17 protein-coding genes are annotated in these 24016 nt (G+C 57.2%); 5 read left to right on the top strand and 12 right to left on the bottom strand.

Features of this window, described 5'->3' with window-relative positions:
- Positions 1 to 4: 4 nt before the first annotated feature.
- From BLT65_RS31795 to BLT65_RS46705, 3 genes are all read right to left on the bottom strand, one after another.
- On the bottom strand, positions 5 to 331 hold the full coding sequence (locus BLT65_RS31795) for a Shedu anti-phage system protein SduA domain-containing protein (RefSeq protein WP_279634501.1): 327 nt from the start codon (positions 329 to 331) through the stop codon (positions 5 to 7).
- Positions 332 to 481: 150 nt separating this feature from the next.
- Positions 482 to 1072: a hypothetical protein gene (locus BLT65_RS31790; RefSeq protein WP_091785468.1), complete on the bottom strand. Its 591-nt coding sequence runs from the start codon at positions 1070 to 1072 to the stop codon at positions 482 to 484.
- 332 nt (positions 1073 to 1404) lie between these two features.
- Positions 1405 to 2358 carry a hypothetical protein gene (locus tag BLT65_RS46705; protein WP_143036604.1) on the bottom strand — a complete coding sequence of 318 codons (954 nt, stop codon included), beginning with the start codon at positions 2356 to 2358 and terminating at the stop codon, positions 1405 to 1407.
- A gap of 672 nt (positions 2359 to 3030) precedes the next feature.
- On the opposite strand from BLT65_RS46705, the gene BLT65_RS31775 reads away from it, so the two are divergent.
- Positions 3031 to 3639 (top strand): hypothetical protein, encoded by a 609-nt coding sequence (locus BLT65_RS31775; protein ID WP_244186786.1) that lies wholly within the window; start codon positions 3031 to 3033, stop codon positions 3637 to 3639.
- 261 nt (positions 3640 to 3900) lie between these two features.
- On the opposite strand, the gene BLT65_RS31770 is transcribed toward BLT65_RS31775, so the two are convergent.
- Both BLT65_RS31770 and BLT65_RS31765 read right to left on the bottom strand, forming a co-directional pair.
- Entirely contained in the window at positions 3901 to 4179 is a 279-nt protein-coding gene (locus BLT65_RS31770) for a hypothetical protein (protein WP_091785456.1), read from the bottom strand.
- Positions 4180 to 4195: 16 nt separating this feature from the next.
- A complete protein-coding gene (locus BLT65_RS31765) occupies positions 4196 to 4387 on the bottom strand; it encodes a hypothetical protein (protein ID WP_091785706.1) in 192 nt (63 codons plus the stop codon).
- A gap of 544 nt (positions 4388 to 4931) precedes the next feature.
- Here BLT65_RS31765 and BLT65_RS31760 point away from each other — a divergent pair.
- On the top strand, positions 4932 to 6017 hold the full coding sequence (locus tag BLT65_RS31760; protein WP_091785453.1) for a helix-turn-helix domain-containing protein: 1086 nt from the start codon (positions 4932 to 4934) through the stop codon (positions 6015 to 6017).
- 161 nt (positions 6018 to 6178) lie between these two features.
- Here BLT65_RS31760 and BLT65_RS31755 read toward each other — a convergent pair whose 3' ends face one another.
- The 3 genes from BLT65_RS31755 to BLT65_RS31745 all read right to left on the bottom strand — a co-directional run bounded on the left by BLT65_RS31755 (position 6179) and on the right by BLT65_RS31745 (position 9333).
- Complete coding sequence (locus BLT65_RS31755; protein WP_091785449.1) at positions 6179 to 6916, bottom strand: transporter substrate-binding domain-containing protein; 738 nt, start codon at positions 6914 to 6916, stop codon at positions 6179 to 6181.
- 665 nt (positions 6917 to 7581) lie between these two features.
- A complete protein-coding gene (locus BLT65_RS31750) occupies positions 7582 to 8616 on the bottom strand; it encodes an HNH endonuclease (protein WP_091785446.1) in 1035 nt (344 codons plus the stop codon).
- Positions 8617 to 8739: 123 nt separating this feature from the next.
- Positions 8740 to 9333 carry a hypothetical protein gene (locus tag BLT65_RS31745; protein WP_244186784.1) on the bottom strand — a complete coding sequence of 198 codons (594 nt, stop codon included), beginning with the start codon at positions 9331 to 9333 and terminating at the stop codon, positions 8740 to 8742.
- Positions 9334 to 10072: 739 nt separating this feature from the next.
- On the opposite strand from BLT65_RS31745, the gene BLT65_RS31740 reads away from it, so the two are divergent.
- Positions 10073 to 11224: a DUF2971 domain-containing protein gene (locus BLT65_RS31740; protein ID WP_091785443.1), complete on the top strand. Its 1152-nt coding sequence runs from the start codon at positions 10073 to 10075 to the stop codon at positions 11222 to 11224.
- A gap of 10 nt (positions 11225 to 11234) precedes the next feature.
- On the opposite strand, the gene BLT65_RS31735 is transcribed toward BLT65_RS31740, so the two are convergent.
- From BLT65_RS31735 to BLT65_RS31720, 4 genes are all read right to left on the bottom strand, one after another.
- A complete protein-coding gene (locus BLT65_RS31735) occupies positions 11235 to 13694 on the bottom strand; it encodes a cellulose synthase subunit BcsC-related outer membrane protein (RefSeq protein WP_244186782.1) in 2460 nt (819 codons plus the stop codon).
- A 367-nt stretch (positions 13695 to 14061) separates the two neighbouring features.
- Positions 14062 to 16359, bottom strand: a complete 2298-nt coding sequence (locus BLT65_RS31730; RefSeq protein WP_091785437.1) for a cellulose biosynthesis cyclic di-GMP-binding regulatory protein BcsB — start codon at positions 16357 to 16359, stop codon at positions 14062 to 14064.
- On the bottom strand, positions 16356 to 18590 hold the full coding sequence (bcsA, locus tag BLT65_RS31725; protein WP_091785700.1) for a UDP-forming cellulose synthase catalytic subunit: 2235 nt from the start codon (positions 18588 to 18590) through the stop codon (positions 16356 to 16358). The genes BLT65_RS31730 and bcsA overlap by 4 nt, the downstream gene beginning before the upstream one ends.
- Positions 18591 to 19481: 891 nt before the next feature.
- Positions 19482 to 19820, bottom strand: coding sequence for a helix-turn-helix domain-containing protein (locus BLT65_RS31720; protein WP_091785434.1), 339 nt, complete (start codon positions 19818 to 19820; stop codon positions 19482 to 19484).
- A 737-nt stretch (positions 19821 to 20557) separates the two neighbouring features.
- Here BLT65_RS31720 and BLT65_RS31710 point away from each other — a divergent pair.
- Positions 20558 to 21199 (top strand): hypothetical protein, encoded by a 642-nt coding sequence (locus BLT65_RS31710; protein ID WP_091785428.1) that lies wholly within the window; start codon positions 20558 to 20560, stop codon positions 21197 to 21199.
- Between the two features lie 424 nt (positions 21200 to 21623).
- Entirely contained in the window at positions 21624 to 23861 is a 2238-nt protein-coding gene (locus tag BLT65_RS31705) for a KAP family P-loop NTPase fold protein (RefSeq protein ID WP_167306588.1), read from the top strand.
- The last annotated feature ends 155 nt before the right edge of the window (positions 23862 to 24016 follow it).

Genomic DNA, 24016 nt, shown 5'->3' with positions numbered 1-24016 from the left:
ATAGTCAGGCGTCTTGGCGCTCCTGCTCCCCCGCCTCGACTATGAACCTCGCTCGCTCCAAGAGTTCGTCAAACGTAATGATTTCGGGAGCAGAGACGCTTCTGCGGAACAGTTCAAATGACGAATACTTTTCTTCGTTGATCCCATGTGCTGCCCGGAACTCTGCGAGAGAGCCGATGACGAGAAACGAGCGGGGTTGGTAAAAGAATAATGTCTCCCCCGTAGGAGCGCCATCTTCACCTTTTACGTCGAGCCGCGATCGGATGCTGGCGAGCGAAACTTGTACAGAACCTTGTACTTGCGCGATTGCTCCAGCTAGCTCATCAGAAATTTGCCGACACGACGATTTCTATCAAAGGCGATACAGCAGCGAAACTGAACACGCACTTCGTCGTCCAGCGCACGTAAGCAACAAATGGGAGCATCGCCAGGCTGTGGCATCGGTGAATACTGCGATGTTCGTACGCTTGCAGCGCGACCACTAAGAAACGGCCGGCAGCAACAGACGCAATCTGCTTGTGAGACTCCGGACGGCCTGAAAGTCAGCGCTTGAATAGATGTTCGGCGGGGCGATGCCGCCCATCACCAATGGGCGCGGCATCATCTCTGTATGGCTCTTCGGGATCGAGTACCGCCCCGCCCAAACGAGAAACGTCTCCAACCGCTCACATAGACCGGCTTCCGGGGCGGTTAGCTGCACACCCGCCAACTGCGCAATATCGCGAATATTGTGGCTCAGAAGGCGCTTTGTAGTCTGCCGATCCTTCGCCTTGACAGACGTCGCGACTGACTGATTGGTTAGGGCTATGCCTTTTAACAGGACCTCGACTGCAAGCGCGCCAAGCATCAATGCGTTACGCCCGATCTCCGGCACATAGGTAGCGGGTGACTGTACGTTCGTTGTCATTTGACGAACTTTTTCAGCCAGATCGCTTTCAGCTACTTGAGCAATGATGTCAAATGACCGCATTAACGAATCTGCGTCGAGCGCCCAAACCACTGGCTCAACCAGCAGAAACTCAAACTGCTGCTTCCAATACCTGTCGGTGGCACTGCCCGCCGGACTCGACATTTCAATCTGCTCCTTTTCTTCGCCTCGGAAGGCACGAGGGATTGACCGCGATGCAGCCGCAATACTCCCCGGCGACATGACGCGCCCGCCCAGATTGGCCGTGCACCATTAGGGAATCTTTGTAAGCTTACGCGCATACTCCCACCGTATGGAAGGGCACCGGAAATTATCCGAAACCGTTGCCCTTCCTTTCTTTCGCGCGAACAGTTCGCGATCCTTGATCTTCCGGGGATTCACGTAGTCCTCTTCACGGTCGTCAGAAACGCTTCCGACAAGATCGACCGTCGTCTCCCCTGAACTACTCCACCACCTTTTTCGTGACGGCCATCCAGTCACGGGAGCAACGACAGGGGAACCCTGGTCGGTGCGTCTTGACCGGAGAAGATGAGCCGCATTTCGCAACGTTGGCGACGCAATACGGTCCGGTCATAGCCCCCGTCGGCGAACTCGTATTGAGTGTATTCCGACTTGCCTATGCTCAATGTTACATCGCGCATCCCGGGAGCGTGATATGTCCAGTTGCCGTAGCGAGTGACCCATTCCATAGTGCAATTCTTGCCGTTAGGACACGGCTGGAATTGGGACACGTCAAGGTTCGCCGACATCTCATCATCAAGTCGACCGGATACAAGTTGCATGCTCGTATCAAGCGTATCGCGTAGCGATTGATACCCCTCCCCGAAACAGAACACCGACACGGGCTGCAGGACGTCGGATTGCCATGCAGCCGTTCCTTCTCGGCCCTCGGCGAATATGGGTTTTGTCAACGTTGCCGATACTGCAGAGTCATTCCTGAAGAGTTCGCTGACAGCCCAGTTCAGGCCAAACGCTTCCTGGCGAAATACGATTAACTCTCCGCCTTGTACACGATGCCGAGCAAACTTCCGTCCTCGTAACGACGTGAGACTATCGTGCAATGTGGTGCCCAGAGGAACGACGAGAACCGATGGCGTACCTCGAGAACTATGCGCGACAGATTCCTTGCTTGAACTACCTGACGAAACAGCCTTCGACGCCGCTGATTTCGTCGGAGTCTCCCGTGAATCATCTCCGCTGCTCTTCGCGGTGGGGATGGGAGCCGCATGTTGGATCGAATCCACCGCGCGTACTTGCGCGGCATCAGGCTTTTTAGGCGTCGAGATGTCGAAATATGGTGTCTTTAAAGAAACACCAAACCATCCAACGAGTATCAGGATCGTCAGACAGATGATCAGCACCAAGCTTACGACGGCGCCGAGAAATAGTTTATTACGAGCTAACTCGCCAATGGTCTTCCACGTGCTCAATTATGCAATGCCCCCGGGAGGCGAGGAAAATGTTGTCACTATGGATTAACGACAAAGTTCAAGAGAACTTGAACGCCCATACGATCCGCCATCGGCATTATACGGTCGACGGCTGCACCCGTTACACGCGTCGTCCCCGAACATATTCCAGTGTCTAGTCTCTTTCGGGCGTATCACAGCTGCGCATGCGTCGACTGCAAGCGAGCAACTCAGAAGCCATGGACGTAACGAGTGTGTAAGAAGCGCGCAGTCCCCGGCACAGTATTCTGTCGGGCAGTTGTCCGGATGACCGTCGGTGCGATCTTCAACCGAGGTCGTAGACTTGCCAGGGGTACCGAGCCTTACCAAAGCGCTACCATTTTCCGCGCGATGGACATCTAGAACCCAATCGGCACAGATCGGACACTTCCGACCTCCATTCTCGCTTCCGTCGAGTTCCCGGCGAATCGAGCCCAATACAGCCTGGCATACACAGGCCATCTGATCCAAACGTTGCGGCGATAACACACTCCGAATTTTTGCCTCGGTGCAGCCGCAAACGATTGCTTATACTCTGCGCACATCTTTTAATTCGAGGCGCATGGCATGCGGCACGAATGGCTTGAACATGTCCAGAGACTTAGCTGGGATACCCCGATAACTGTGACACTGACATCGGCAACCGTAGGCTCCGTGGTTACGCTCGCGTGGATCACGGCATCGAACGCGCGTCGTCGCAAGCGCCAGCGACATGACACGGTGTTGGAACTCGCATTGTCGTTGGAACGCCATGCTCGTGCGTGCCGAACAATGATGCACAAGGCCGTCTGGGCACTAACGGCCTCAGCAGGTCATGGTCGCCACGACGTCCGCAAGGATGTCACCATCCCGTCGTTTGCCTTCCCGGACACCCTTGATTGGCAGGTGCTCAGCCGAAGGACTATTTCTGAGCTGCGCGAGTATCCTGCAACGGTGCATGCTGCCCGCGAACATGTGGAAGCCTTTCGCGAGTTCGGTGAACCAACGGACTTCTGCTGGCAGGTTGAGTTCGAATGCGCAAAGACCGCGATGTCTGCGTTAGTGCTAGCCCGTGCTACGCGCCGCCGGTTCGGCGTCGAAACTTGGAAACCCGGCGCCAAAGACTCGGCTATGGAGCGCGAACTGTCTGATTTCATCGCAAATGCCGAAGCAAGGCGCAAAGCATCACTTCAGGGGCCTAAACAGTTTGCATTTGAACAGAGATTGGAGGCGAGGCCGATAGACGCACGCACCAACGAAATCGCCCCGAGTGCTTCAACTTAAAACGCTGCCGGGCGATGGTATTCATTGACGGTCGGAGGAGTTGTTCGCAGAATCTGAGTGTCGTCCGAGGGCTCGCCGGGCTATTTCGTTGTCAGAGTTAAGCGAATTGCCATGATGCGGCGCCTGCCGGCATCAAGATCCGAATATCAAGGGTAGCCGCCCGCGAAGGGACAGGGAGGCCACACGAAGCTGTTCGCGAAATATGCTGCAGTAATGGCTGGACCAGCTGTGGGCGGCGCTACGAGATACACCCAAAACTCACTATCCCGCCAAACACGCGAACGTCAGTTCGGCTTCCTGCGGCGTCCAGCCACGAACTCCGTGCGTTTGCATATCGACCTGATGCATCTGCTTTCCCTGCTCTTTGCAGTATTGATCGGCGCGCTTTAGGCTCGATGCTTTCACCTCACCCCACGGGGTCATGCCGCCCCGCACCTGCGTTGTCACAGTGTAGTGTCCGTCTCCTGCCGGCGTCACTTCGGATATCGATGTGCAGGCTGTCAACAGAGCCAGGATGGCAAGGGCAGCAAAGCGTTTCATATTTCGTGAAGAGATATCACGGACAAGCGAGAGCGGCCAGCAACTCGGCGAGGTTTCCTTGGCCTGTGAAGTCTTCGAGTAAGCCAAGGTAGACACGGTTGTACAGTTGGTTCTGACGGGAAGCAGGAAGATCAAAGCGGGCATAGACAATGCCCTGCGCAGCATGATGCGCGGCGCTTGCAATCTGTAGGGCTGTTTCCTTGTCCATGTCTGCGGTAACGGCGCCGCGAGACAGAACTTGAGGGGCGGATTGGACGGAAATTAACGTGCAAAAAGAAAGGCCCGCCAATCGGCGGGCCGAATCCATATCAGGAGGAGACATGGAGGAGACGATTATTAGTATAAACCCTTGCATAACGGAAGCAAGGGCGTGTCTCGCGCCAGCAACGCCTCACGATTCGCACTGGGCCGCAAAGAATCCACACGTGATGTTTTGGGTGAGAAACATCGTCGGGAGCGGATACCAGCGACGGATCGAAACCGACCCGAAAGAGACAGTGGCCTTTCTCGAAAGCGGTCATTCCAACAAGCCGAAACGGAAATGTGATACGGCCACCGAGAGTCGGTCCGCTCAGGAGCGGCGTGGTTCCGAGTACTGAAATGATCGATTTGCCGGCGAGTCGTTCGCTGTGCGCTAGGCAAAGCAAGTACTGATATGCTTGGCAACCTACACGAGCGCGCTCCGAGCGGGCTCGTGGCTCAACATAAAGTTCAGCCGCACGGGGCGGATCAAAACTGGACGAAAATCATCGATGAGCACTGCATTGAACGACGACCCGCTACACACTGCTTTACCGCTAAGCCGCTTGTTGTTGCCGTCGGGGCCGCCGACGCTTGCGCCCGGCATCGTGCACAGCAATTTCAGCGTTCAAGGCGACGCCCGTCAAAGCTTCCAGGCCTGGCAGGAGCGTATGAGTCCAGTCTACGATATACGGCCTTCGTCAAAGCAAGCTGAGGATACGTTCGATGCATCGCTGTCTCGTTACACGATCGACAATCTGAGCTTCTTCGACTTCCGCACCGGGCCCAACCTGGCCGTGCGATCGTTGGGTCGGGTTTCGACCGAGAGCGTTCGCGACATCAGCTTCAGCGTGTTCCTTGAAGGGCCACCGGGGCAGTTCCTGGGCGGCAAGCCACGGCTCGACGCGCCGCATATACCGCAAGTGCCAAGTATCCTCGCGCTGGACATGGATCAGCCGTGCACAATCCGGAGTTTTCATGGTCGGATACTGCTCCTTTTTGTGCCGCGCGCCCTGGTGGAAAGGTCGTTCCCTGATGCCGCATCGCTGCATGGCCGCTGGATTCACGCCACCACCCCTTTGACACGCATACTGATTGAGCATCTGGTGGCGCTAAAGCAACAAATCGTCGGACTGAGCAAGGAGGAAGCGCATCAGTCCATTTTCAATGCGGTAGAGCTACTCGTCGCAGCTTTCAGCCGTCAAGCGGGTCTTTCCGGCAACGGCCGCGCAGCGGTACGTGCTGCTGCCTATGGACAAGTGCGGCGGCATGTCGAGGCCAATCTACACGATCCGGATTTGTCGCCTGACACCGTGTTGGCATCGCTGCATCTCTCGCGCGCCAGCGTGTACCGTCTCTTTGAGCATGAAGGCGGCCTGGCCGCCTATATTCGCAACCGCAGGCTGCGAATGGCGGCAGATGAGCTAGTGCGCTTTCCGCATATGGAGGTACAGGACATTGCCTTCGGGTTGGGTTTCAATGATGCGTCGAGCTTTACACGTGCATTCCGTCGCGCCTTCGACATCGCGCCACGGGAATTGCACGAGTATGCGCCGTTGCTCAAGCGGGAACATGCAAGACGGGAGCGCTTCACATAGACTGGCAATGTTGAACAGATTCGATTGTTAGCTGCGATCGGGGGCGCGAAAACACAGGGCCGTGTCAATTCGACAAAAGGCCTCGACAGCGGAGAGGCACCTGCTGACTGCCAACGATTTACGCAACCTTGCCGAGTGACCGAAACTGGCCGAACACCGTCTTATGCTTGATGGGCGAGAGCTGGATCGATCTCGTTGTGTGTCAGGCCGAAGGTCGCCACGCAAGCGCGGTGGTTTGGTGAGCCCAGATAAGAGCATAGCTGTCGGTTTACCGCAGCGAGCAAATCGCTATTTCGCTTATTAAACGAAAATGCTCCGAGAGGAAGGTTTTGCCGCTTGTCACTCGTTCCTCTCTCATGCTCCACGGCCTCAACGACCGAGACGCCGATACGATCCGCAAGTATGCGATTTCCCACGGCGGTGCTTGCGTACGCGTCGATCTCCCCCGCGCGTACCGCCGCGATCGCGTCGCTCTGATGCTCGAAGATGGCTATCTGATCCTCACTTACGCCTGACGCTTTCGCCGCGTCGTGCTGAACCTGACCGCCGATGATGCCCAGGCGGGCATCGGGGCGTTCGGTAAGTGACGCATAGCTCTTGAGCCCTTTCGGATTGCCAGCCCGAACTAGGAAGCCGTCTCCGATCGCCCAAACGGGCACGCTGAACGCTACCCGCGCCGCACGCTCAGGCGTAACGAAGAGCGGAACGTTCATGTCCCACCGGCCCGCTTCGACACCTGAAAGCAGTTCACTGAACGTCGTCAGTCGATGCTCTATTCTGTTGACACCGATCGCCCGAAGCACCGCATCGGCCAGATCGATATCAGCACCAGTAGCAGTACCATCCGCTTTCGTCCAACCGAACGGTGGTTCGTCGATGTACGCAATCGTTACCTTCATCGCTGGGTCTCGCGAAATGGGGATGAACTTCAAGGTTTAGAGCCGATTGTCGATGATTCTACCTACATGCACGAAGGTCGCTTATTGACCGCACTCAACCAGTCATGGACCGAAGTGTCCGCTACAAGAAGCGTCCTTTACCGGCCGCTTCCCATCCCGCAATCGTTCGTTACCGATCAAAGCAGCGTTCGTAGCCCGTCAACAATCTACAACTCGTACCGCCACGTTGTCAGACGGGCTGCACAAACGTCGAATATCCCGCGTACGATAGGAGACCGGTAGTCCAGTCTCGGTCCGGCAGTAAATAGCTTTGAAAGCTCTTCGACATCGTGCAGTAGTTCGATGGCCCAGATAGACATTGCGAGCTGCTCGGACGTGCGGCCAAGTCGTACACCTTCAAACCAGTCAGGCGAAACGCCATTGACGTGCGACCACATCCTTCTCGATTCGACCAGATGGTCGGTTCGAAGCCATTCATTTGTTCTCACGCGCGCGATCAGTTGTGCAATGACAAGGTGGCAAAGCAGATCAGCACGCCGTTCATCGTCGAAATTGCTTGTCATAGCTCTGTGAGCAAATCATTGCCGTGTTCCGATTGCTTCAACGCCTCTGTTTGCGAGGCGGAACTGTCCTCTATTGTAAAGCGATCGGTTCAAGGTCGACGGTCACGGCTTGAATACCCGCTCTCGATGCCATTTCAGGTACGGCTGCAGATCATCAAAATGCCGTAACCGCAGTTGGGTATTCGGGTCGACGCCGAGATGGCGCTGGTGCGCTAGCGACAACTGCGAGCTGATGCGGATCTTGAAGTCGTCTCCAAACGTAATGAAGCCGCGGTCAAAAAGGCGATCGAGCGTCGGCACGAGCAGCAAGCCGTTCGACACGCTTATGCGCTCTGCAGCGGTTTCACACTGACTCCACGGTTTGATATGACTCGCCGTCAGTAGGTCTTTCATCGTGACACTTGTCACCGAACATCCGCCCCAACGCTCAAAGAGCGCATCGCGATAAGGTCCTTGGCCAACACGGGCCTTGATGACGGCGTCGCGTTCTGTTTCGTCCAGCGTCTGCACGAATTCCTGCAACAGGGGATCATCGCCGAGGTCGGGAATATCCGGAGTCGCCTCTTCCACATCACGCACCGGTGGATCGCCACCGCGGACGATGCGATATCCGCCACCGCCAGCAACGGAGAAATCATACTCATGAACCCACCATATATCAGGGTCGAGCGAACGAGCTGAAACCGTGGAAGCGCGGTCTGCCTCTGACTCGTCCACGTCATCGCCATCAACGAGAATCAGCCGCACAGGTCGGTTGCGTTTGTATGCATCCTGGATTGCCAGGTCGAGTTGAAGTGAACGGCTCGTCCAGGTACGCAGGCGATTGCGTACGTCGTTGCGGCGCTCGCCATTATCGAGGTCCAGCAGCCGCTGACGGTACGCACGATCGTTGCCAAGGTAGAAAGACTCATCACCAGTGATGGTCAGGCCATTAAACCAGATACACACGACAAGTGGTTCATCGTCCTTACCCGGAAAGGACCAGGCGGTGTTCCTTGAAATGTTATCGTTAGGATTGGCGATGGCACGGCCGGTGTTCGTGACGCTCCACGCAGAAACGTCGTGCCCTGCTTCAATGAGAAGCTCGCGAACAGGACGTTTGCTGGTCGGACGCGCTGGCGGAAGTACGTTGCTCATAGCGATGGGACGATGTCGTGAATGTGGTTGACCCGGATACAGTGGCCTAACCTGTATGTCCGTCGGACGGTTAAGTGCCTGCCTGGGATCAAAAAACTCGGAGCAATATGCTCCGAGTTATCCTCACACCGGACTGTCAATCTCTCGTTTTCCGAAGACTCCAGTTACCAAAACGAAGACCCAACCCCAGAGGAAGTAGCGTCTGCCTGTGAAGATTTTCAGGTCCGAGATCAGTGCAAGCGCACGTGGTTCGCTCACGTTCAAAAGGGCAACACATCGACCGAGTCGCGCAGACAATTCTGCTGACTGCATCTCCTTTACTTCCTGCGCAATTATCATGAGGTCAGCTCGTATCTGGCGCATCTCCTGGTAGATTGATGCAACCTTACCAGCCAGTTTCGGGCCGAGCAGTCCCAGCTTGGCAACGGAGCTGTCGAACACAGGATCGGTCGGCGGTGAAAACTTCCGAATAGGTTCTCGAGTTGCAGGACCTTCGGACCACTGAAGCAGTTTTGAACGTATCTCTCGTATGGATTTCGCATGCGCGTCAAGCTCACCAGCGAGAGCGCCAGCCAACGCCGCAGCATCGCGAAAGCGTCGATAGTCCTCGCCAACGAAGTTGTTCAACATCGCCGCTCCCATCCCGCCCATGACACCAGCCAAGAGGCTACCTATCGCTTCCAATGCCCACTCTCCCTTCTTCAGTTCTGAGAACATGCGTCATTGTCTATCAACGACCGCTGGTGCAAATACTTTAGTGGCGTAGAGCCACGCATGGTCGACCACTTCACCACATGAGACATAGCGCAGGTTGTTTATCTGTCACCTCCCATGCCTCTGGAAGAATTCGGTGCGCGGATTCGCCAGATGGGTGGTCGCCGTGCCTTGACGGCTGCCGAAACTGAGACATTGGAAGTATTCGAAAACGGGATGCAACTGGTCCGAAACAGCCGCAACCCGAACGAACCATTCCCGCGACTCGAACTGTAAATTTCCCTGCGGGCTATGCCCAACATCTGGCCGTGCCAACCATTGTCTTCCGTGACGGGACGTCTCAAGTAGACGGGACGGAGAGACGTCCCCACCTGACGACCGGTCCCAGTCGAGCCCCGTTGTCGTGCCTGTGGGAAATTGTCAGAAGCTGGTCAAGCGATACGCCTGCTGTTCACCGGTGACGACTTCGGATCCCTTTCCTCCCCTAGCCCATTATGCTCAATGCATCGGCGTCTGTGAGAAGGAACGATTTCATGCTGGCGTTTGAGAATACAATCATTTCATTGATCTTTCATTGTTTTAAAGTGATAAAGTCGAGGAAGTCCACAAGCAACAGAATGTTTGGACTCGCCAAAAATGAATACCTTCCTTGACCAGAAGCTCCATCGCGCCAGGAAAATTCAAAAATGACCCCAGCCGAATTTTAAGATAATAGGCATAAACAACCACACCGGGATAGAAAATGCCGTTTTTTAAATACTACAGACCGAATGTATATTTCGAGAAAGCCATTCGATATAACGAGCTCTATTTTTCTGCCAATCATGAATTAAATGATCCTCACGACTTGAAAGCCAGCTTTTATTTTGAAGATAGTGAGGAACTTTGGGCTACTCTGTTATTGTTAGCACCCGAATATCCGACATTGGATATTAAGTTTCTTTTGGACGTTGACAACCGAGAGCTCGTATCCAAGCTAAACCAACTATTCAAAAATTCGGACTTCGATTCCGTTACGGGTTCTCTATATCGCGAAATAGATAATCAGGGCCAATCGTTGCTTGAAATTTTCTCAGACCACTTGAAATCAGACTTCACTGGAGCCGAAAATCAGAAATTCATGTCTGCAATGCCAACCGCGAAGAAAGCGGAGGCATGCAAAGGATGGTTGACAGCATTACTGGCGAGAGCCGTTGATCATGTGTTTTATAGTGTTTCTTTCTCCGATTCCCCTCTCAATCCGATGATGTGGGCGCACTATGCCGATGGATTCAAAGGCTGCGTGGTCATTTATAATTCCTCCCAATCCGACTCGATACTGCTTCGGCACAATCTATTAGACCGCGACGGAATGAATTTCAACTTCCTAAAAGTCAATTATATAGACGACGCCAAGCGAGTTCCGATTTTACAGTGCGCGATTCAGGGAAAGGCAAAAGCACAAGAAGCATTTTTACAGAAAAATGCGTTCTGGAATTATGAATCAGAGCATCGACTTTTTTCAGCCGAGCGTTCAAATGCCGCAGTGGAATCACTCGCCAAGGTCAAGAAAACAAGCCGACGCGACAGAATATTGCATCATCACACCAATGATATTATTGGTGTTATCTTCGGACCAAGATGCAATGAACATTACAAGAAAAAAGTGGATCTTACGCTCCTGGATAATCGCCGCCGGAGCGGCAACAAGCCGTTCTATCTGTTCGATACGCAATTAACTCGCGAGGGGCGAGTCGTCATTGACACCGCCAAAAAGCAGTGCTGCCCCACCTTCCCGTCGTTACCCGGGCTACCCGTGCCGGGGGAAGGAATGCATCAGATTATCGATGCAAAAAATTTGAGGATCCTGCTGGCTGAGTTGGGTATCGCGCAGGACCATGACTCACACCTATAGCGACGACATCCTAGTTATGGTCGTCATCGAGTTGCAGGTAAAAGTCGCGGGTGTTGTGCGGCAAATCGCGGCTGAAAACACCCGAACGCGGTTCAAGCATGTAGCGTACGAACGCCAGCGCTGCGAACTGCCGGTCGCGGCCGGGTGTCACGTTTGTGTCGACGAGCGCGCCGCCCTGCAGGCGCGATGAGAGTCTGATAACCGCGGCCACCTGGCCGTGCGCATAGGGTCCGTGATCGTGGCTGCCGGCGCAGGTGAGGTCTGACACCGCTGTAGCGATCTCACCGTTCGAACCAGGCAGACTTGCGATCGCGTTTTGAAACGCTGTCGGTGGCTCTAATGGAAAGGGAAAGCATTTCTCGGTGTGCTGCAACGTGTTGTTCCAGCCAGCTTCGACGCTACCCTGAATCTGCCAATGACGTCCTTCGTTAGACAGCCATTGCAGCGCGAGCCCTGTGCTCATCGACGACTGCGGACTGTAATAACCGCCTTGTCCCCAGTTATAGAAGTTTTCGTTACGACGATACGAGAGATAGTGCGCGGCAGGGCCGACGCTGAAGTAATCGAATCCGCTCAGATGCAGATCGTAGCTGGTTGACAGATCCACCGACATACCTTCGTTGCCGATCACGTTCATCCCGGTCAGCCACTGGGCTTCCGTCGCCGCGCTGATGTTCCAGCGCGGAGCCACCTGCCAGCGCACCTGCGTTCCCGCTGCGGCACGACGCACGGCGCCCCACTTGTCACCGCCGACGACTTCAGGCAACGACATGCCGCGCCACGAGAGCAACGAGTCTCGTACAGGCGTAATGCCGACGTAGACCGACCATGCTCCCCATACCGTCTGCTGAGCGATGTTGCCGAACATATTTGGCTGGAAACCAGTCGGTGCGCCCTGCGTGGCGCCAAGCGACACGCTCCAGTCGAACTTCGGCAACGTGCCGATGCGCAACCTGTCAGCCACCATGGCCTGCAATTCCTCGGCACGCGTCGATCCGCCCATCGTCCATCCACGTACTGTCTCGTTGAGACTATTGCTCTGTTTGCCCACTGCCGCATCGAGTACGGATAGCGACCCGGGCACCGTCTGATCGAGCGATGTCGTGCCCGCGTTCAGGAATAGCTGTCGATACCGCAATTCGTACTGGGTCGTGTCGTGAATCCATTCGCCTCGCAACTCAGGCGCAATCGTATCAAGCCGCCCCTGGCCGGGTGCGCCAACGTGATCCGACCAGGTCAGTCCTCCGGCAACCGATGGCGCGTCGATACCCGTCAGATCAGCAGGCACGTATCGAGCGATCCGTTGCGGATCGGCTGGCCCGGAGAGTGCATTGCGCAGCGTTGCCTGCGATTCGACGAACTGCTTGCGGTGGTACTGTTGCTGCGCGTCGAGCGCATCGAGGTAAGCGTCTACACGGTCTTCTCCATGCTCGCCGACCGTGCGATCAGACTTCGCATCCGGATTGATGACGTGCATGGCCTGTGCGAGACCTTCAGCGCTGCCGTCATCGTGACGATGTTCGTAGCGTGTCCGGAATGCGTCGGCGGCTTGCGCGTACTGGCCAATGAAATAGAGATTCCAGCCGCGCAGCAGGGCGCTCTCTGTCGGCGGCAACCCTTCGATCGTCGCGGTTTCGAGCCATTGCAGGCTCTCCGGGTAACGGCGCTGTTTGTACATTGCGTCTGCGCGCGCGAATGCGATCTGGGCGCGTGCTTTTCGCGCCAGCGGATCATCGCGTAACTTCGGCTGATCGAGCAATGCCTGCGCTTCATCATACGCATGCGTTTCGATTTTTGCCTGAGCGAGTCCCAGTGTTGCGTCGACACCGTCGGGCGTAAAGGTCTGCGCTGCCTCGAACCAGTCCACCGCCTTGCCGATGTCGTGATGTGCAAGTGCGATCCAGCCGGCAAGCGTCGCCGCAGGGCCGTCACGCCGGGCGAGAATAGACGGCTCAATCGCGCTTAATTGCCTCGCTGCGCTGTCACTGTCCGGCGATTCCTTGCCGAGTGCCGCGACTGCACGCTCATAACGCAGCTGCTGGAAAGCAGCCTCGCCTTGCGAATCGCGTTGGCCGTTCGCGGCCTCGAGTTCAATCAGCGCATCGGCTGGCGCCGGCGGCAGGTCGCGCCCGGCGCGGTACAGCGTCGCAATCCGATCAGAATCCGATTTGCACTCCACAATCACGGTTCGATAAAGCGTATTGACTTCATCGACGTGACCCGTCTTTGCGAACACGTCTGCCGCTTTCCAAAGGCGGTCGATGTGCGAGCAGTTGAATGCATCGGGTGCGCGTGCGATCAGGAGGCGCAGCGTGCTCGCTGAACCGTCTTTCAATGCCCCCGCGATGTCCGCTTCCTGTTGCAGTCGCGCACGCTCTGCAACGAGCGAGGCGGACGGCTTCCATGACGAGACGTTCTGTTCGAGCGCCGCCACTTTGCTATCGAATTCGGCAAGTCTGTTTTCGTGCAACAGACGCCAGAGAGGACGTTCGTCTGGTGTCGAATCAGCGTAAGTGCTGTCGGCGTCCACGCCTTCTGGTGACGCCTTCTGTGAGTCGCCGACAACGCGCGATACACGAGCCGACGAAGATGGTGTCGCTAATGGAGCAATCAGATTGCGTTGGTCCGTCTGCACGACTCGCGTAGACGTGGTCGAGTTAGCCGCACTGGCCAGGCCCTGCTGGTCATGCCGCTGAAGCCTGGTCGTGTCCAGCCTGTCGGCGGTGGTCGCCGATGCCGTATCATGCCGCTCGACGGCAAGCAGATTGCCCTGTGCCGCGAGGCACGAGCCCGGGGCTGCGAGACACAACCAGACAGCACAGCGCCAACTGTTCCCGTTATTGATCCGCGTCACGATGCTGCTTTTGGTGATAGCGCTTCAACAGCAGTGAAGTCGATGCAGCGAATACGGCCAGCAGCAGCACGAGCGCCGCATACCCCAGCCACGGATGACGGGACAGCGAAAAGCCGAGCCACTCCATTGCGCCCAGCGTGCCTGTTTCGTACGTGTCTCCGATTTGTGCCGTCCAGAGACCGGGATGATTGAAGCTCAGCACCGCCACGTTGCCATCGAGACCGCCCCAATAGGTCGGCTCGACAAGCCGTGAGACACCGTCGAGCAACTCGTCCGCGCTCGCCGAGGTAAGCACGGTCAGCGCGCGGCCGGCTGCGTCGCGATACTGCATGACGAGCAGTTGCTGCGACAGGGTGAGATCACCGCGCAGCGTGTCGCCTATCGGCGCGGCATGGACTGGCGCATCGAACAATGCATCCCAGTGACGGTTGAACCAGCTACCGGACCGCTCGTCCGAAGAACCACCCATACTGTTCATGACGCTGATGCTCTTGCCCGGCGACCAGGGCGCGTGATCGAGGAGTGCCAGAGGCAACGCCGGCGTCGCACCGACAAGAACCGTATGACGACCGGCACCTGGCGCGCCGAACGTAACCTGTGCACTCGTCAGCGGTGCCATCTGGCTTTGCGCGAGTTTGCTCATCAGTGACCATGCCGCCGCGATGGTGCTGTGGTCCTTCGAAGCGATACGCACGGCGAGACCGCTGCCGTCGTGCGGAACCGTATAGGGGAAGCCGCCGTCGGCGAAGCGCTTGAGGTCAGGCAGCGTCGCGTAGTGCGATGCGTCCGGGAGCGTGAGTGTCGAACTGTCGAGCAGCGTGACTTCGAGATTGTCCGTCTGGCGAAATACGCAGCGATCCGACACGGACGGCACGAGAAGCGCACGCAGGGACAATGTGTTTTGCCCCGTATGAAAGTCGCGCAACGGAAGGCTGATGCGATAGTGGCGGATGACCGCACCTTGCGTTTGGTCAAGTGCGATCGCCTGCGCAAAACGCCCGTTGAGCCTGACGTCGAGGACGGAGTCCTCACGCATTCTGGCACCTTCGGAGAAGTTCATGTCGAGGGTGACCTTCGCATCCTCTGGCGCATAGATGTCAGCGGGCAACCGCACATCGAGATTGACTTCGTCTTGCGGACGCAGCGTGCGGCTCGTGAAGCCGAGCTGGCGAAACGACCAGGGCGCCGTGCCGGATATCGTCCTGGATGCCGACCACCGCGGCAGCGTGCTTTCATCGAATTCACCGACAACGAGTTCACTGCTGCGCGGCAGCGGCAACTCACTGTGCGCAAACGCGCGTGCGGCGCGATTGACCTCGGCATCATCGCGGCCGCTGACTACGAGGACGAAGTGTCGGGCATCGTCGGGTTTCGGGTAGACGCCGAGAAAGGCGCCGTCGATGCGTGCCGCAATCTGCGGATCGATGTAGCGGCGCAATGCATCGCGTGCACCGATCAGCAACACGTCGGAACCGGCGAGCGGGGTCAGCGCGAGGCCCGACAGCATACCCGCGCCCGTACCCGGTTGCGCGTCGAGCACGCGCGGCGTCGCACTGAGATAACGTAGCCGCAGCGCGATACCTTGCGCCAGCAGGCCGCCGCTGGCGAGTTGCTGATCATTGTCCGGGCGTGCCGCGTTGACGATCGCGATGGAACGCGCGGACCACTGTTTCGGATCGACGAGGTCCGACAGATTGGCGAGCGTCGGCGTCAGCGGTTTGAGTTCCGTCTGCATGCGCAGCGTCGAAGCCGTCGTGTCGATTTCCATCCACAGTTCGGGTGAGTTCGGGTCTTCGCAGTTTTCCGTCGAATGCTCTGCAACTGCGAACGTCAGCGCGTTGTAGCCGGGTCGCAGCAGGTCGACGGGCACGCGGATGTCGGCAGTCGTTTCCGGCTGTCTGGGCGAAAGCTGGAGTTGTGCAACAGTGCGATCGTTGATCCGCACGGCAAGCTGTGAGCGGGCCATCAGCAACGACACAGAATTCGATACGACGAGATGCAACACGGCATCGCGTGCCTGTTCACGTGCGGACAGTGGAATGCTCATGCTCCGCGCCACAGCGGCACCGGCAAGGCGCAGCGGACCGGACAGATTGCCGAGCGTTGCAAGCGATATTTCGGTCTGGTTCGCTGCGATGGATCCAGATGCAGATGCGGCCGAGGTCGCGTCTGCGGCAGGGCTCTTCGGCTGCGCTGCAGCCAACGCGGCACTGCCGGCGAGCAGCAGTACCGTGGTGCAGGCCGCACGGATGATTACCTGATATATGGATGAAACGCTCATGGACGCTGTTTCTGGAAAGCACGGAAAGAAGCGATGACGCTCGAGGTCGCCCGCAAGGGTCGCACTGCATTGCGCAGCATGCTCGCGAAGAAGAAGCGGTAGTGGCTGAACGCGTGCATGAAGCCAAGACTCACGACGACGCGCAGACTGCGGAAGATGCCAACGCGGCGATTGCGGCTCTGACGGAATTCGCGCCATCGGCCGCTGTCGCCAAACACCAGCGATACCTGCTCGGACAGGCCCGCGACACTATCGTCGGCGAACTGCGCACCGACGACGAGCGCGCTATTGGCATCGACAAACGAATTGCGGATCGTGAGGGGGATGTGGCTCGTTCTGCCCTTTGCCACATTAAAGACTTCGAGTGTGGCGCTGCCGCGACTCGGCACGCTCGTCACATCGGCGGCCGACAGCACCAACTTGAGGCCGCCGGCGGACATGTCGATCACCCGGCAATCGAATATGGGCGTGTCAGCAGAACCGGCTGTTTCGGCGTGGATATGGAAGCGAGCATGGAGATTCGCCGGCACGCGCGGCACAGCGCGCCGCTGCCTGCGCTCGTACAGCACGCCGATACACGCGTTCAGCAGGACAAGATTCAGTCCACACCAGCCCACCGCCGAGATGATCACGTCCTGATGCGGATACCCTTGGATCAGTTTCCAGATGCCGACAGCGGCGCCAAGCAGAACGATCAGATAGACCACGTGAAATGGGCCTGCCAGTTCGGAGATGGAGTCCTCCTCGATTTTTTCTCCTTTGGGCGTGACCTTGAAGCCGGGAGCACGCGGTCGCAGCATGACGGCAATCACTGCGCGTAACGAGAACATCGACTGCAGCAATTCGTAGACTTCAGAAACCAGCGTCCAGCGGTAGCGGCCGAACAGAAGGTCCGTCGTGAGAATCGCCGCGATCATCTGCGGCAGGCCGTATGCGAAGAACTGTGGAATGGTGGCGTTGTAGAACTGTAGCCCGAATACGAGATACATGACGGGCGCAAACAGGAACACGACGCGTGCGAAGCAGAAGAACCAGAAGAACGCATTCGAGAAGTAGCAGAGCCGCTGTGCGATCGAGAGACCTTTGAGGCGCAGCGGATTGCGCAGTAGAAACAGTTGGATCATGCCTTGCGCCCAGCGTACCCGCTGCACGATGAAACTCGCGAAGGTTTCGGGTTGCAGGCCAGAGATCAGCGGCTCATTGATGTAGGCGCTGCGATAGCCGCGCGAATGCAGCATCAAGGCCGTTTCGGCATCCTCGGTGATCGACGTGCCGGAAATGCCGCCGATTTCCTCCAGACATCGTCGCCGCAATACGGCAGCCGATCCGCAGAAGAAGGACGCGTTCCAGAAATCGAGTCCCTGTTGAATGACGGAATAGAACATCTCGTTCTCAGGCGGCATCTTGCCGAACGTGCCGAGGTTCTTTTCGAGTGGATCGGGGTTGATGAAGAAATGCGGCGTCTGGACGAGATACAGTTTGTCGTCGCGTTGAAAATGACCGACGGTCTTCTCGATAAAGTCCGCCGTGGGCACGTGATCCGCGTCGAAAATCACGATCAGTTCACCATGAGTACGCGCAAGCGCCGCATTGATATTGCCCGCTTTCGCATGCTCGTTGCGAACGCGTGTGAGGTAGATGCCACCGTGACGCGCGACCAGCGCCTTCAACTCGCTGGCTCGAGCGTGTGCATCGGCGGCCTTGTCGGGATCGGATTGCGTCACCTTCTGGTGTGTGCCGCCGTCGTCCAGCAGATAGACGTTCAGCAGTTCGCGCGGATAGCGCATGTCCAGCGCGGCGCGCAAGGTCACCTGAAGCAGATCTGCGGGCTCGTTGTAGGTGGGGATGAAGACGTCGACATGGGGCAATGCACCGGACGTCGTGATAAGCGGTGCTGCCTTGCGTTCGAGCGGCCGGCTGGTGACGAACAGGCCCAGCATGGCCACCACGACGCCGTAAATTTCGGCGCCGTAAAGCAACATCATGAAGATGGAGTCCACGAGGCCGTTGTAACCGAGCGTCGATGTGGTGCGCCAGTAAAGATAGCGAAACGTCAGGAACGCGGAGCAGGCGAGGAAGAGCAGCCGCGGGCGTTCGCGATGTGCCGAACGTCGCAACAGAAACATGGCACCCAGCACCGAGAATGACAGGCAAAACTGGGCACTCAAGTCGAGCTTGACAACGACAACAATCGAAATGGCTGCGAGGGAGCCAAACCAGACGACTGCGATTAACCATCCGAACGGTCGCGAGAACGGTAGCGCGCTACCGAATCGCTCGATGGCGGGCCCAAACCTTGCCGTAAAGGCAGATGTCGGCCAGAACTTGTCGATGATTGCCACCCTGGCCGCTTCATTCGTATCTGGACGTCTGGGATGCTTCACGCTCGGGAACCCGTGGCGATAAAAAGATTGACTGGAGTATCAAGCACGCCTCTAGCCCAAGGCCCGCTCGTTCGCTTTGCTCAGCGGGCATTCGGGCAATGAAGTGTCATTCGATCGCCGGACTCGTCGACATACCTGTTGCCTACTTCTACGTAGACTTACCAAGTTATTTACGGACCTTGCGAGAACAGGCTGAAGGGTAGGCTGTGTAGTCATTTCCTGAAAATAACGGTAAGGAAATGCCGAGAAGGTAATTGATTCGGTTTGTTTTGCTCTCAATGGGCGGTGGGCTGTCGAGTCGAGGAACGTATACTGTGAAAGATCCGCTTCGGATTGGCGCGGTACAGCTATGCCGCGCCGAACACCTTCACGCAAACAAATCGCATCGATGCACCTCTCGCAACCAGGCAGCGTAATCGCCTGCGGTGCAAAGCGGCCAACGCACCGTGAACCGCCCCGCTTTTGCTTTGACTATCGTCGGGAATAGCCAACGCGAGGTCGGCGTCATTCTGTCACACAGTAGAACCGCGGCTGCCCGGGCGGGGGCACATCGACATCAGCAAACCATCTTCAAGGTCACCTGGTCGAAACCGAATTGCCTTACCCTGCTTCAAGGGGAACGTAAGCTGCAATTTCACCCGTAAGCAACGGGTTACGGCTGGCCGATTTATAGAGCGATTTGTTGCATGTGACGTCGGCGCCAGCAAAGGAATTAGATGCGACGTTCTGCGACGATGTCTACCCGGCCCCCTTTGCCTTCTCGAGTTCCGCAGTAATGAGGGGCTTGATACGTTTCCGCTCAGACTTCGTCAGGCGCCCCCAAGCGAGCACGACATCGGCGAGTTCGTCGTCCTCGCAATAGAAATACGCAGCTGGTATCCGCAAGGCTGCGGCTAATTTCAGAGCTATGCCAAATGGCGGTTCATGCACCCCCGTCTCATAGCGGCTCACCCGGACACTCGCGGTGCCCTCATCCAGACCAATCTTGACTCCAAGCTTGTCTTGGGGGATGTCTGCCCGCAGCCGCGCTGCTCGAAGACGGCGCCCGAAGACAGTAGCTGGTTCCTTTTTGATCATCCTACGAAAATCGCAGATTTGACTTGCCGCTTCTCTACGAAATTCGTAATATCGGCGATCATGTGCCATCCGCTCGAGTACCGGCGAGGGATGTTTTCGACACATGCGAGCACAGTGCGCTTTCTGAACCAGATTCTGGTTGGTAGCGTCGGGGGCAGACCGACTAAGAGTCGCGGTCTGCGGGGTGATTGGAGAAAATAAATACAGTGAGAGCCAAACTACAGCTGGCAGGTTGCCTTTGTGCGTCCCTTTTGTTCTGTACAAGCGGCTTTGCCTTCACATCTATATCGGCGGTGCCCGCCGACAACTCAACGTTGTATCGGGCGAGTAACTACGACACGCAAACACAGGCAGACAACGTGGCGCTGTCCGGCTGTCGCGCAGCGGCGCGGCGTGGCGGGCACGCAAGGCTTGCCCAAAAGTGCGCTGTATTGGACCGGAGTCGTGGACCGGGATACGGGGCGCTAGTGTGTGGTGACGGCGGATGCGCGTGGCAAACCGGTTACGAATCGGAGCAGACAGCCGTTGACGCCGCGTATAACGCGTGCAGTGCGGCGTACAAGAATTGCCAGCAGACAGATATTCAAGCTTGGCTTGATGTTGCCGGCTTCCCAAGGGCGCCTGTCGCGCAACCCGAAGCGCCTACGCAGCCGTCAATGAACGATATCTATCGCACCAGATGGTGTGCGAAACAGAACATCCCTCCGTCCCAGTGTGCTCAATAGTTTGCGTAAATCATGTTTGACATCATTTTCGGGGCAGCACACGCCATCTATATCGCCGGCGCGCTCATCGGTAGCGTCATCCTGTGGCCGGACCAGACCTACCCTCTCCACAAGGCTCCGGAGGAGCGCGAGATGGTGACGGTCGTCGGTTTCCATCCACAGTGGTACAAGGCAGATTCGAAGTGCCACTACAGCGGCCTCATCGTCCCGTACGTCCGGGATTGGCCTGAGACCATCAATGCAGGCCGCAGCGATGAGCGCGTTCTGCCGCCGGACCTGGACCACACCGCGGGCCACGCAGTCATCCTGGACACGAAGACCTGCCCGGGAAAGGAAGACGAGAAGGTGTTCCTGGTCGATGCAGTGGAGCGCAATTTCGGCGCCCTCGGCGGCGGCACGGACTTCCACTTCGACGACCCGGACACCATCAAGCCCGAGTACAAGCCGAAGTGGCTGCCGCAGGTGATGGAGCGCCTCCAGCGCGTCGCAGAGCGTGACGACAACGCGAAGGAAATGGTCACAGCCATCACGCAACTCGAACAGAAGCGTGCTGAGCAGGCGCAGGCTGCAACGGCAACCTCGACTGAAGTGACAGCCACGACCGCCAGTGCACCGATCGCTACCACCAGCATTCGATCAACGGCTCGCTGGTGACAGCGGTGCCGGCGCTACGAACGCAAACGGCCAGCATATCCGTCTCGACGGATTCGGCTACGAGCCTGCATGCAAGTGCGCTCCGGACGCGACTCCCCCGCCTCGATCGCTGTTTCGCTGATGCACTTCGCCGAGCCCGGACCAATACGTCGCCAACAGACCTTGCCTGGTCAGCAAAAGGGAATAGTTGCGTCCGAGTTGCCGCCGGGCAACCGGTTCTGCCGGGCGCGGGTCGCCAGCGATATCGAGATGCCACGTACAATTCGTGACGATCCCTCGTAGCAACTCGGACCACCACCACGGAATCGCATGCCAAACAATCGAATGAGTCTTGCGGGCATACCTCTCCTCTACGTTTCACACGAACCCGAGGCCCGTTTGCTACGGAACACGCCTGAATCCATAACCTACCAGGATCCGAAACGTGGAATTGCTTGAGCCGACTCCTGAGGCGCGACTCGGTAGCGACCTACCCCAGGCGCATCCCGCTTTTGACGCGTTCGGCTACGCCCCTTTTGCCAAAGCGATCGCAGTAGCGGTACAGAGGACGCCAAGCCCCAAGGGATTGGTGATGGCCATTGATGGCCCATGGGGCACCGGAAAGACCAGCTTGCTGAACTTCATCCGGCACTATCTTTCATCGACTGACTCTGAATCGGCGGATAAGGCAAGCGCGCCGCCGCCTGTGCTCGTCGATTTCAACCCGTGGTGGTTTTCGGACAGGGAACAGCTCGCAACACAGTTCCTTTCGCAATTTCGTACCCGCTTTCCCACTGAGAACGCGGTTCTAATGGATGCTGCCAATGCGCTCGCCGACTACGCGGACGCCATTGGAACCGCCGTCTCATCAAGCATATCGGCTGGCGCGGGCTTCCCGATTCCGCTGTTGAAGGAGGCCGTCGCGTTCTTCCTGAAATTGTTCAGGCGGCAGCGGAAAGATGTACAGACACTCAAAGCAGACATCTCCGATGCTCTCGAGAAGAGCGACCAGCGTTTCGTGGTGTTCGTCGACGATATCGACAGGTTAACGCCCGAGGACATGTGCGAAGTCTTCAAAGTAATCAAAGCGGTAGCCGACTTCCCAAACGTCATCTACATCTTGGCATTCGACCGGCGGCTGGTATCAGAATCACTGCAGGTCGCGCTCGGGATCAATGATGGCCACGCCTATCTGGAGAAGATAGTCCAGGTTCAATTTGCCTTACCCGCTGTGTCACGCGGGCTCGTTTTGGAAAAGTTTGTCGCCGACCTGGAACGCCTCTTTGGTGAGTTTGACGAGAACGAGATTGGCGTGGACCCCACATACTGGGCAAACGTCCTTCACGACGGCATTTCGCCACTAATCGAAACTCCACGAGACGTGGTCCGGGCCGTCAACGCACTCCTGGTGACATTCCCTGGTCTCAGGGGCGAAGTCAATCCCGTAGATTTCATTGCCCTTGAATGCCTGCGAGTATTTGTCCCAGATGCGTACCAGTTTGTCAGGGACAACAAGGACAGGTTCACGGGCCTTGCATCAGAACGCGGCGGCGACCGGACGTCGGCACACGACTTTTACGAACGCTGGTTGAACACGGTCGACGAGCGTTACCGCGACACCATCAAGGCGTTATTTCGCCGTCTCTTTCCAAGAATGCAGGCGGTCTGGGGCAACATGTACTACAGCGCCGACTCCATGCGCCGATGGGGCGTCGAGGCTCGAATTTGTCATCCGGACAAATTTGATCGGTACTTTCAGTTCTCCGTTCCGCCGCATGAACTTAGCGAGCGTGACATTCGAGAATTCATCACGCTCGGAGCGAACGTCCATGCATTGGCCGACGCGTGGATCGCCGCGAACGATGAACGACGGCCGACGGGTACTGGCAAGGCGAATGAGCTCATTGCTGCACTCATTGCACGAGATGACCTGCCGGTGGCGTTCGCCAAGGCTTGCCTAAAGGCATTCTTTCGAATCGGCGACGGGTTCGTGGGTGATGCAAGAAATTCCAGCCTGCACTTCTTCAGCATCCGCCCCGAGGTTCAAGCTTACTGGCTGGTGCAGCATCTCACAAAAATGCTTCCTGAGGGCGAGGGGGAACTGCTTATCGAAGAGCAAATCCGGACCGGCGACGCAATTGTTCTCGCGGCACAGATGGCATGGAGCATCGCACGCATGCACCAACCCGACGCCCAGGAGCGCGATTCGGTTTTCCAGGCGTTCGCCCCGCAAACTGTCGAGATCTTGAAATTGACCGTCGTTGCTCGCGTGCGACATGCCGCAAAGACCAACGCACTTGAATGGCTACCGGATATTCACTTCTTGCTGCGGCTGTGGCAAACGTGGGGGAGCGATGTCGAAGTCAAAGCATGGTTCGCGCGCATACTGAATGACGATCGCGCCATATTGAGACTGCTCGTCGAAGCTGTTCAAGTAGGCACGGAACACACGCATGGCGATCGGACGACCCGACGGATTCCGTCGATGAACACCAAGATTTTCGAGGGCTACCTGTCGCCCCCCGTGACTCTGGAAGAATTCAGCGCGCGGATTCGTCAAATCGGTGACCGCCGTGCCTTAACCGCTGACGAGATCGAGGCGTTGGAAGTATTCGAAAATGGCATGCAAATGGTTCGCGATGGCCGCAACCCGAGCGATCCGTTCGCGCGACTCGGACTGTGAAACTCCCTACAGGCCATGTGTTTAGGCACGGGCAACCATGGACCTCCGTGCCACGTACCTGAGCACATCTCCTTGGAATGCGTCATGACGCATCGTGTTTGCGAATTGACAACAGCAGATCAAGCAATCCCGGCAATAGAAAGGACCAGGCGTAG

It is taken from the genome of Paraburkholderia steynii, assembly GCF_900100565.1.
Classification (GTDB): domain Bacteria; phylum Pseudomonadota; class Gammaproteobacteria; order Burkholderiales; family Burkholderiaceae; genus Paraburkholderia; species Paraburkholderia terrae.
This window is presented reverse-complemented; position numbering and strand designations above follow the sequence as displayed.

Bases quoted from the DNA above. Each gene is read 5' to 3' on its own strand.
- BLT65_RS31765 (WP_091785706.1), bottom strand. From the start codon at position 4,387: ATGGACAAGGAAACAGCCCTACAGATTGCAAGCGCCGCGCATCATGCT.
- BLT65_RS31710 (WP_091785428.1), top strand. From the start codon at position 20,558: ATGTTTGACATCATTTTCGGGGCAGCACACGCCATCTATATCGCCGGC.
- BLT65_RS31755 (WP_091785449.1), bottom strand. From the start codon at position 6,916: ATGAAGGTAACGATTGCGTACATCGACGAACCACCGTTCGGTTGGACG.
- BLT65_RS31790 (WP_091785468.1), bottom strand. From the start codon at position 1,072: ATGTCGAGTCCGGCGGGCAGTGCCACCGACAGGTATTGGAAGCAGCAG.
- BLT65_RS31730 (WP_091785437.1), bottom strand. From the start codon at position 16,359: ATGAGCGTTTCATCCATATATCAGGTAATCATCCGTGCGGCCTGCACC.
- BLT65_RS31745 (WP_244186784.1), bottom strand. From the start codon at position 9,333: ATGTTCTCAGAACTGAAGAAGGGAGAGTGGGCATTGGAAGCGATAGGT.
- BLT65_RS31760 (WP_091785453.1), top strand. From the start codon at position 4,932: ATGAGCACTGCATTGAACGACGACCCGCTACACACTGCTTTACCGCTA.
- BLT65_RS31770 (WP_091785456.1), bottom strand. From the start codon at position 4,179: ATGAAACGCTTTGCTGCCCTTGCCATCCTGGCTCTGTTGACAGCCTGC.
- BLT65_RS31720 (WP_091785434.1), bottom strand. From the start codon at position 19,820: ATGATCAAAAAGGAACCAGCTACTGTCTTCGGGCGCCGTCTTCGAGCA.
- BLT65_RS31740 (WP_091785443.1), top strand. From the start codon at position 10,073: ATGCCGTTTTTTAAATACTACAGACCGAATGTATATTTCGAGAAAGCC.
- BLT65_RS31750 (WP_091785446.1), bottom strand. From the start codon at position 8,616: ATGAGCAACGTACTTCCGCCAGCGCGTCCGACCAGCAAACGTCCTGTT.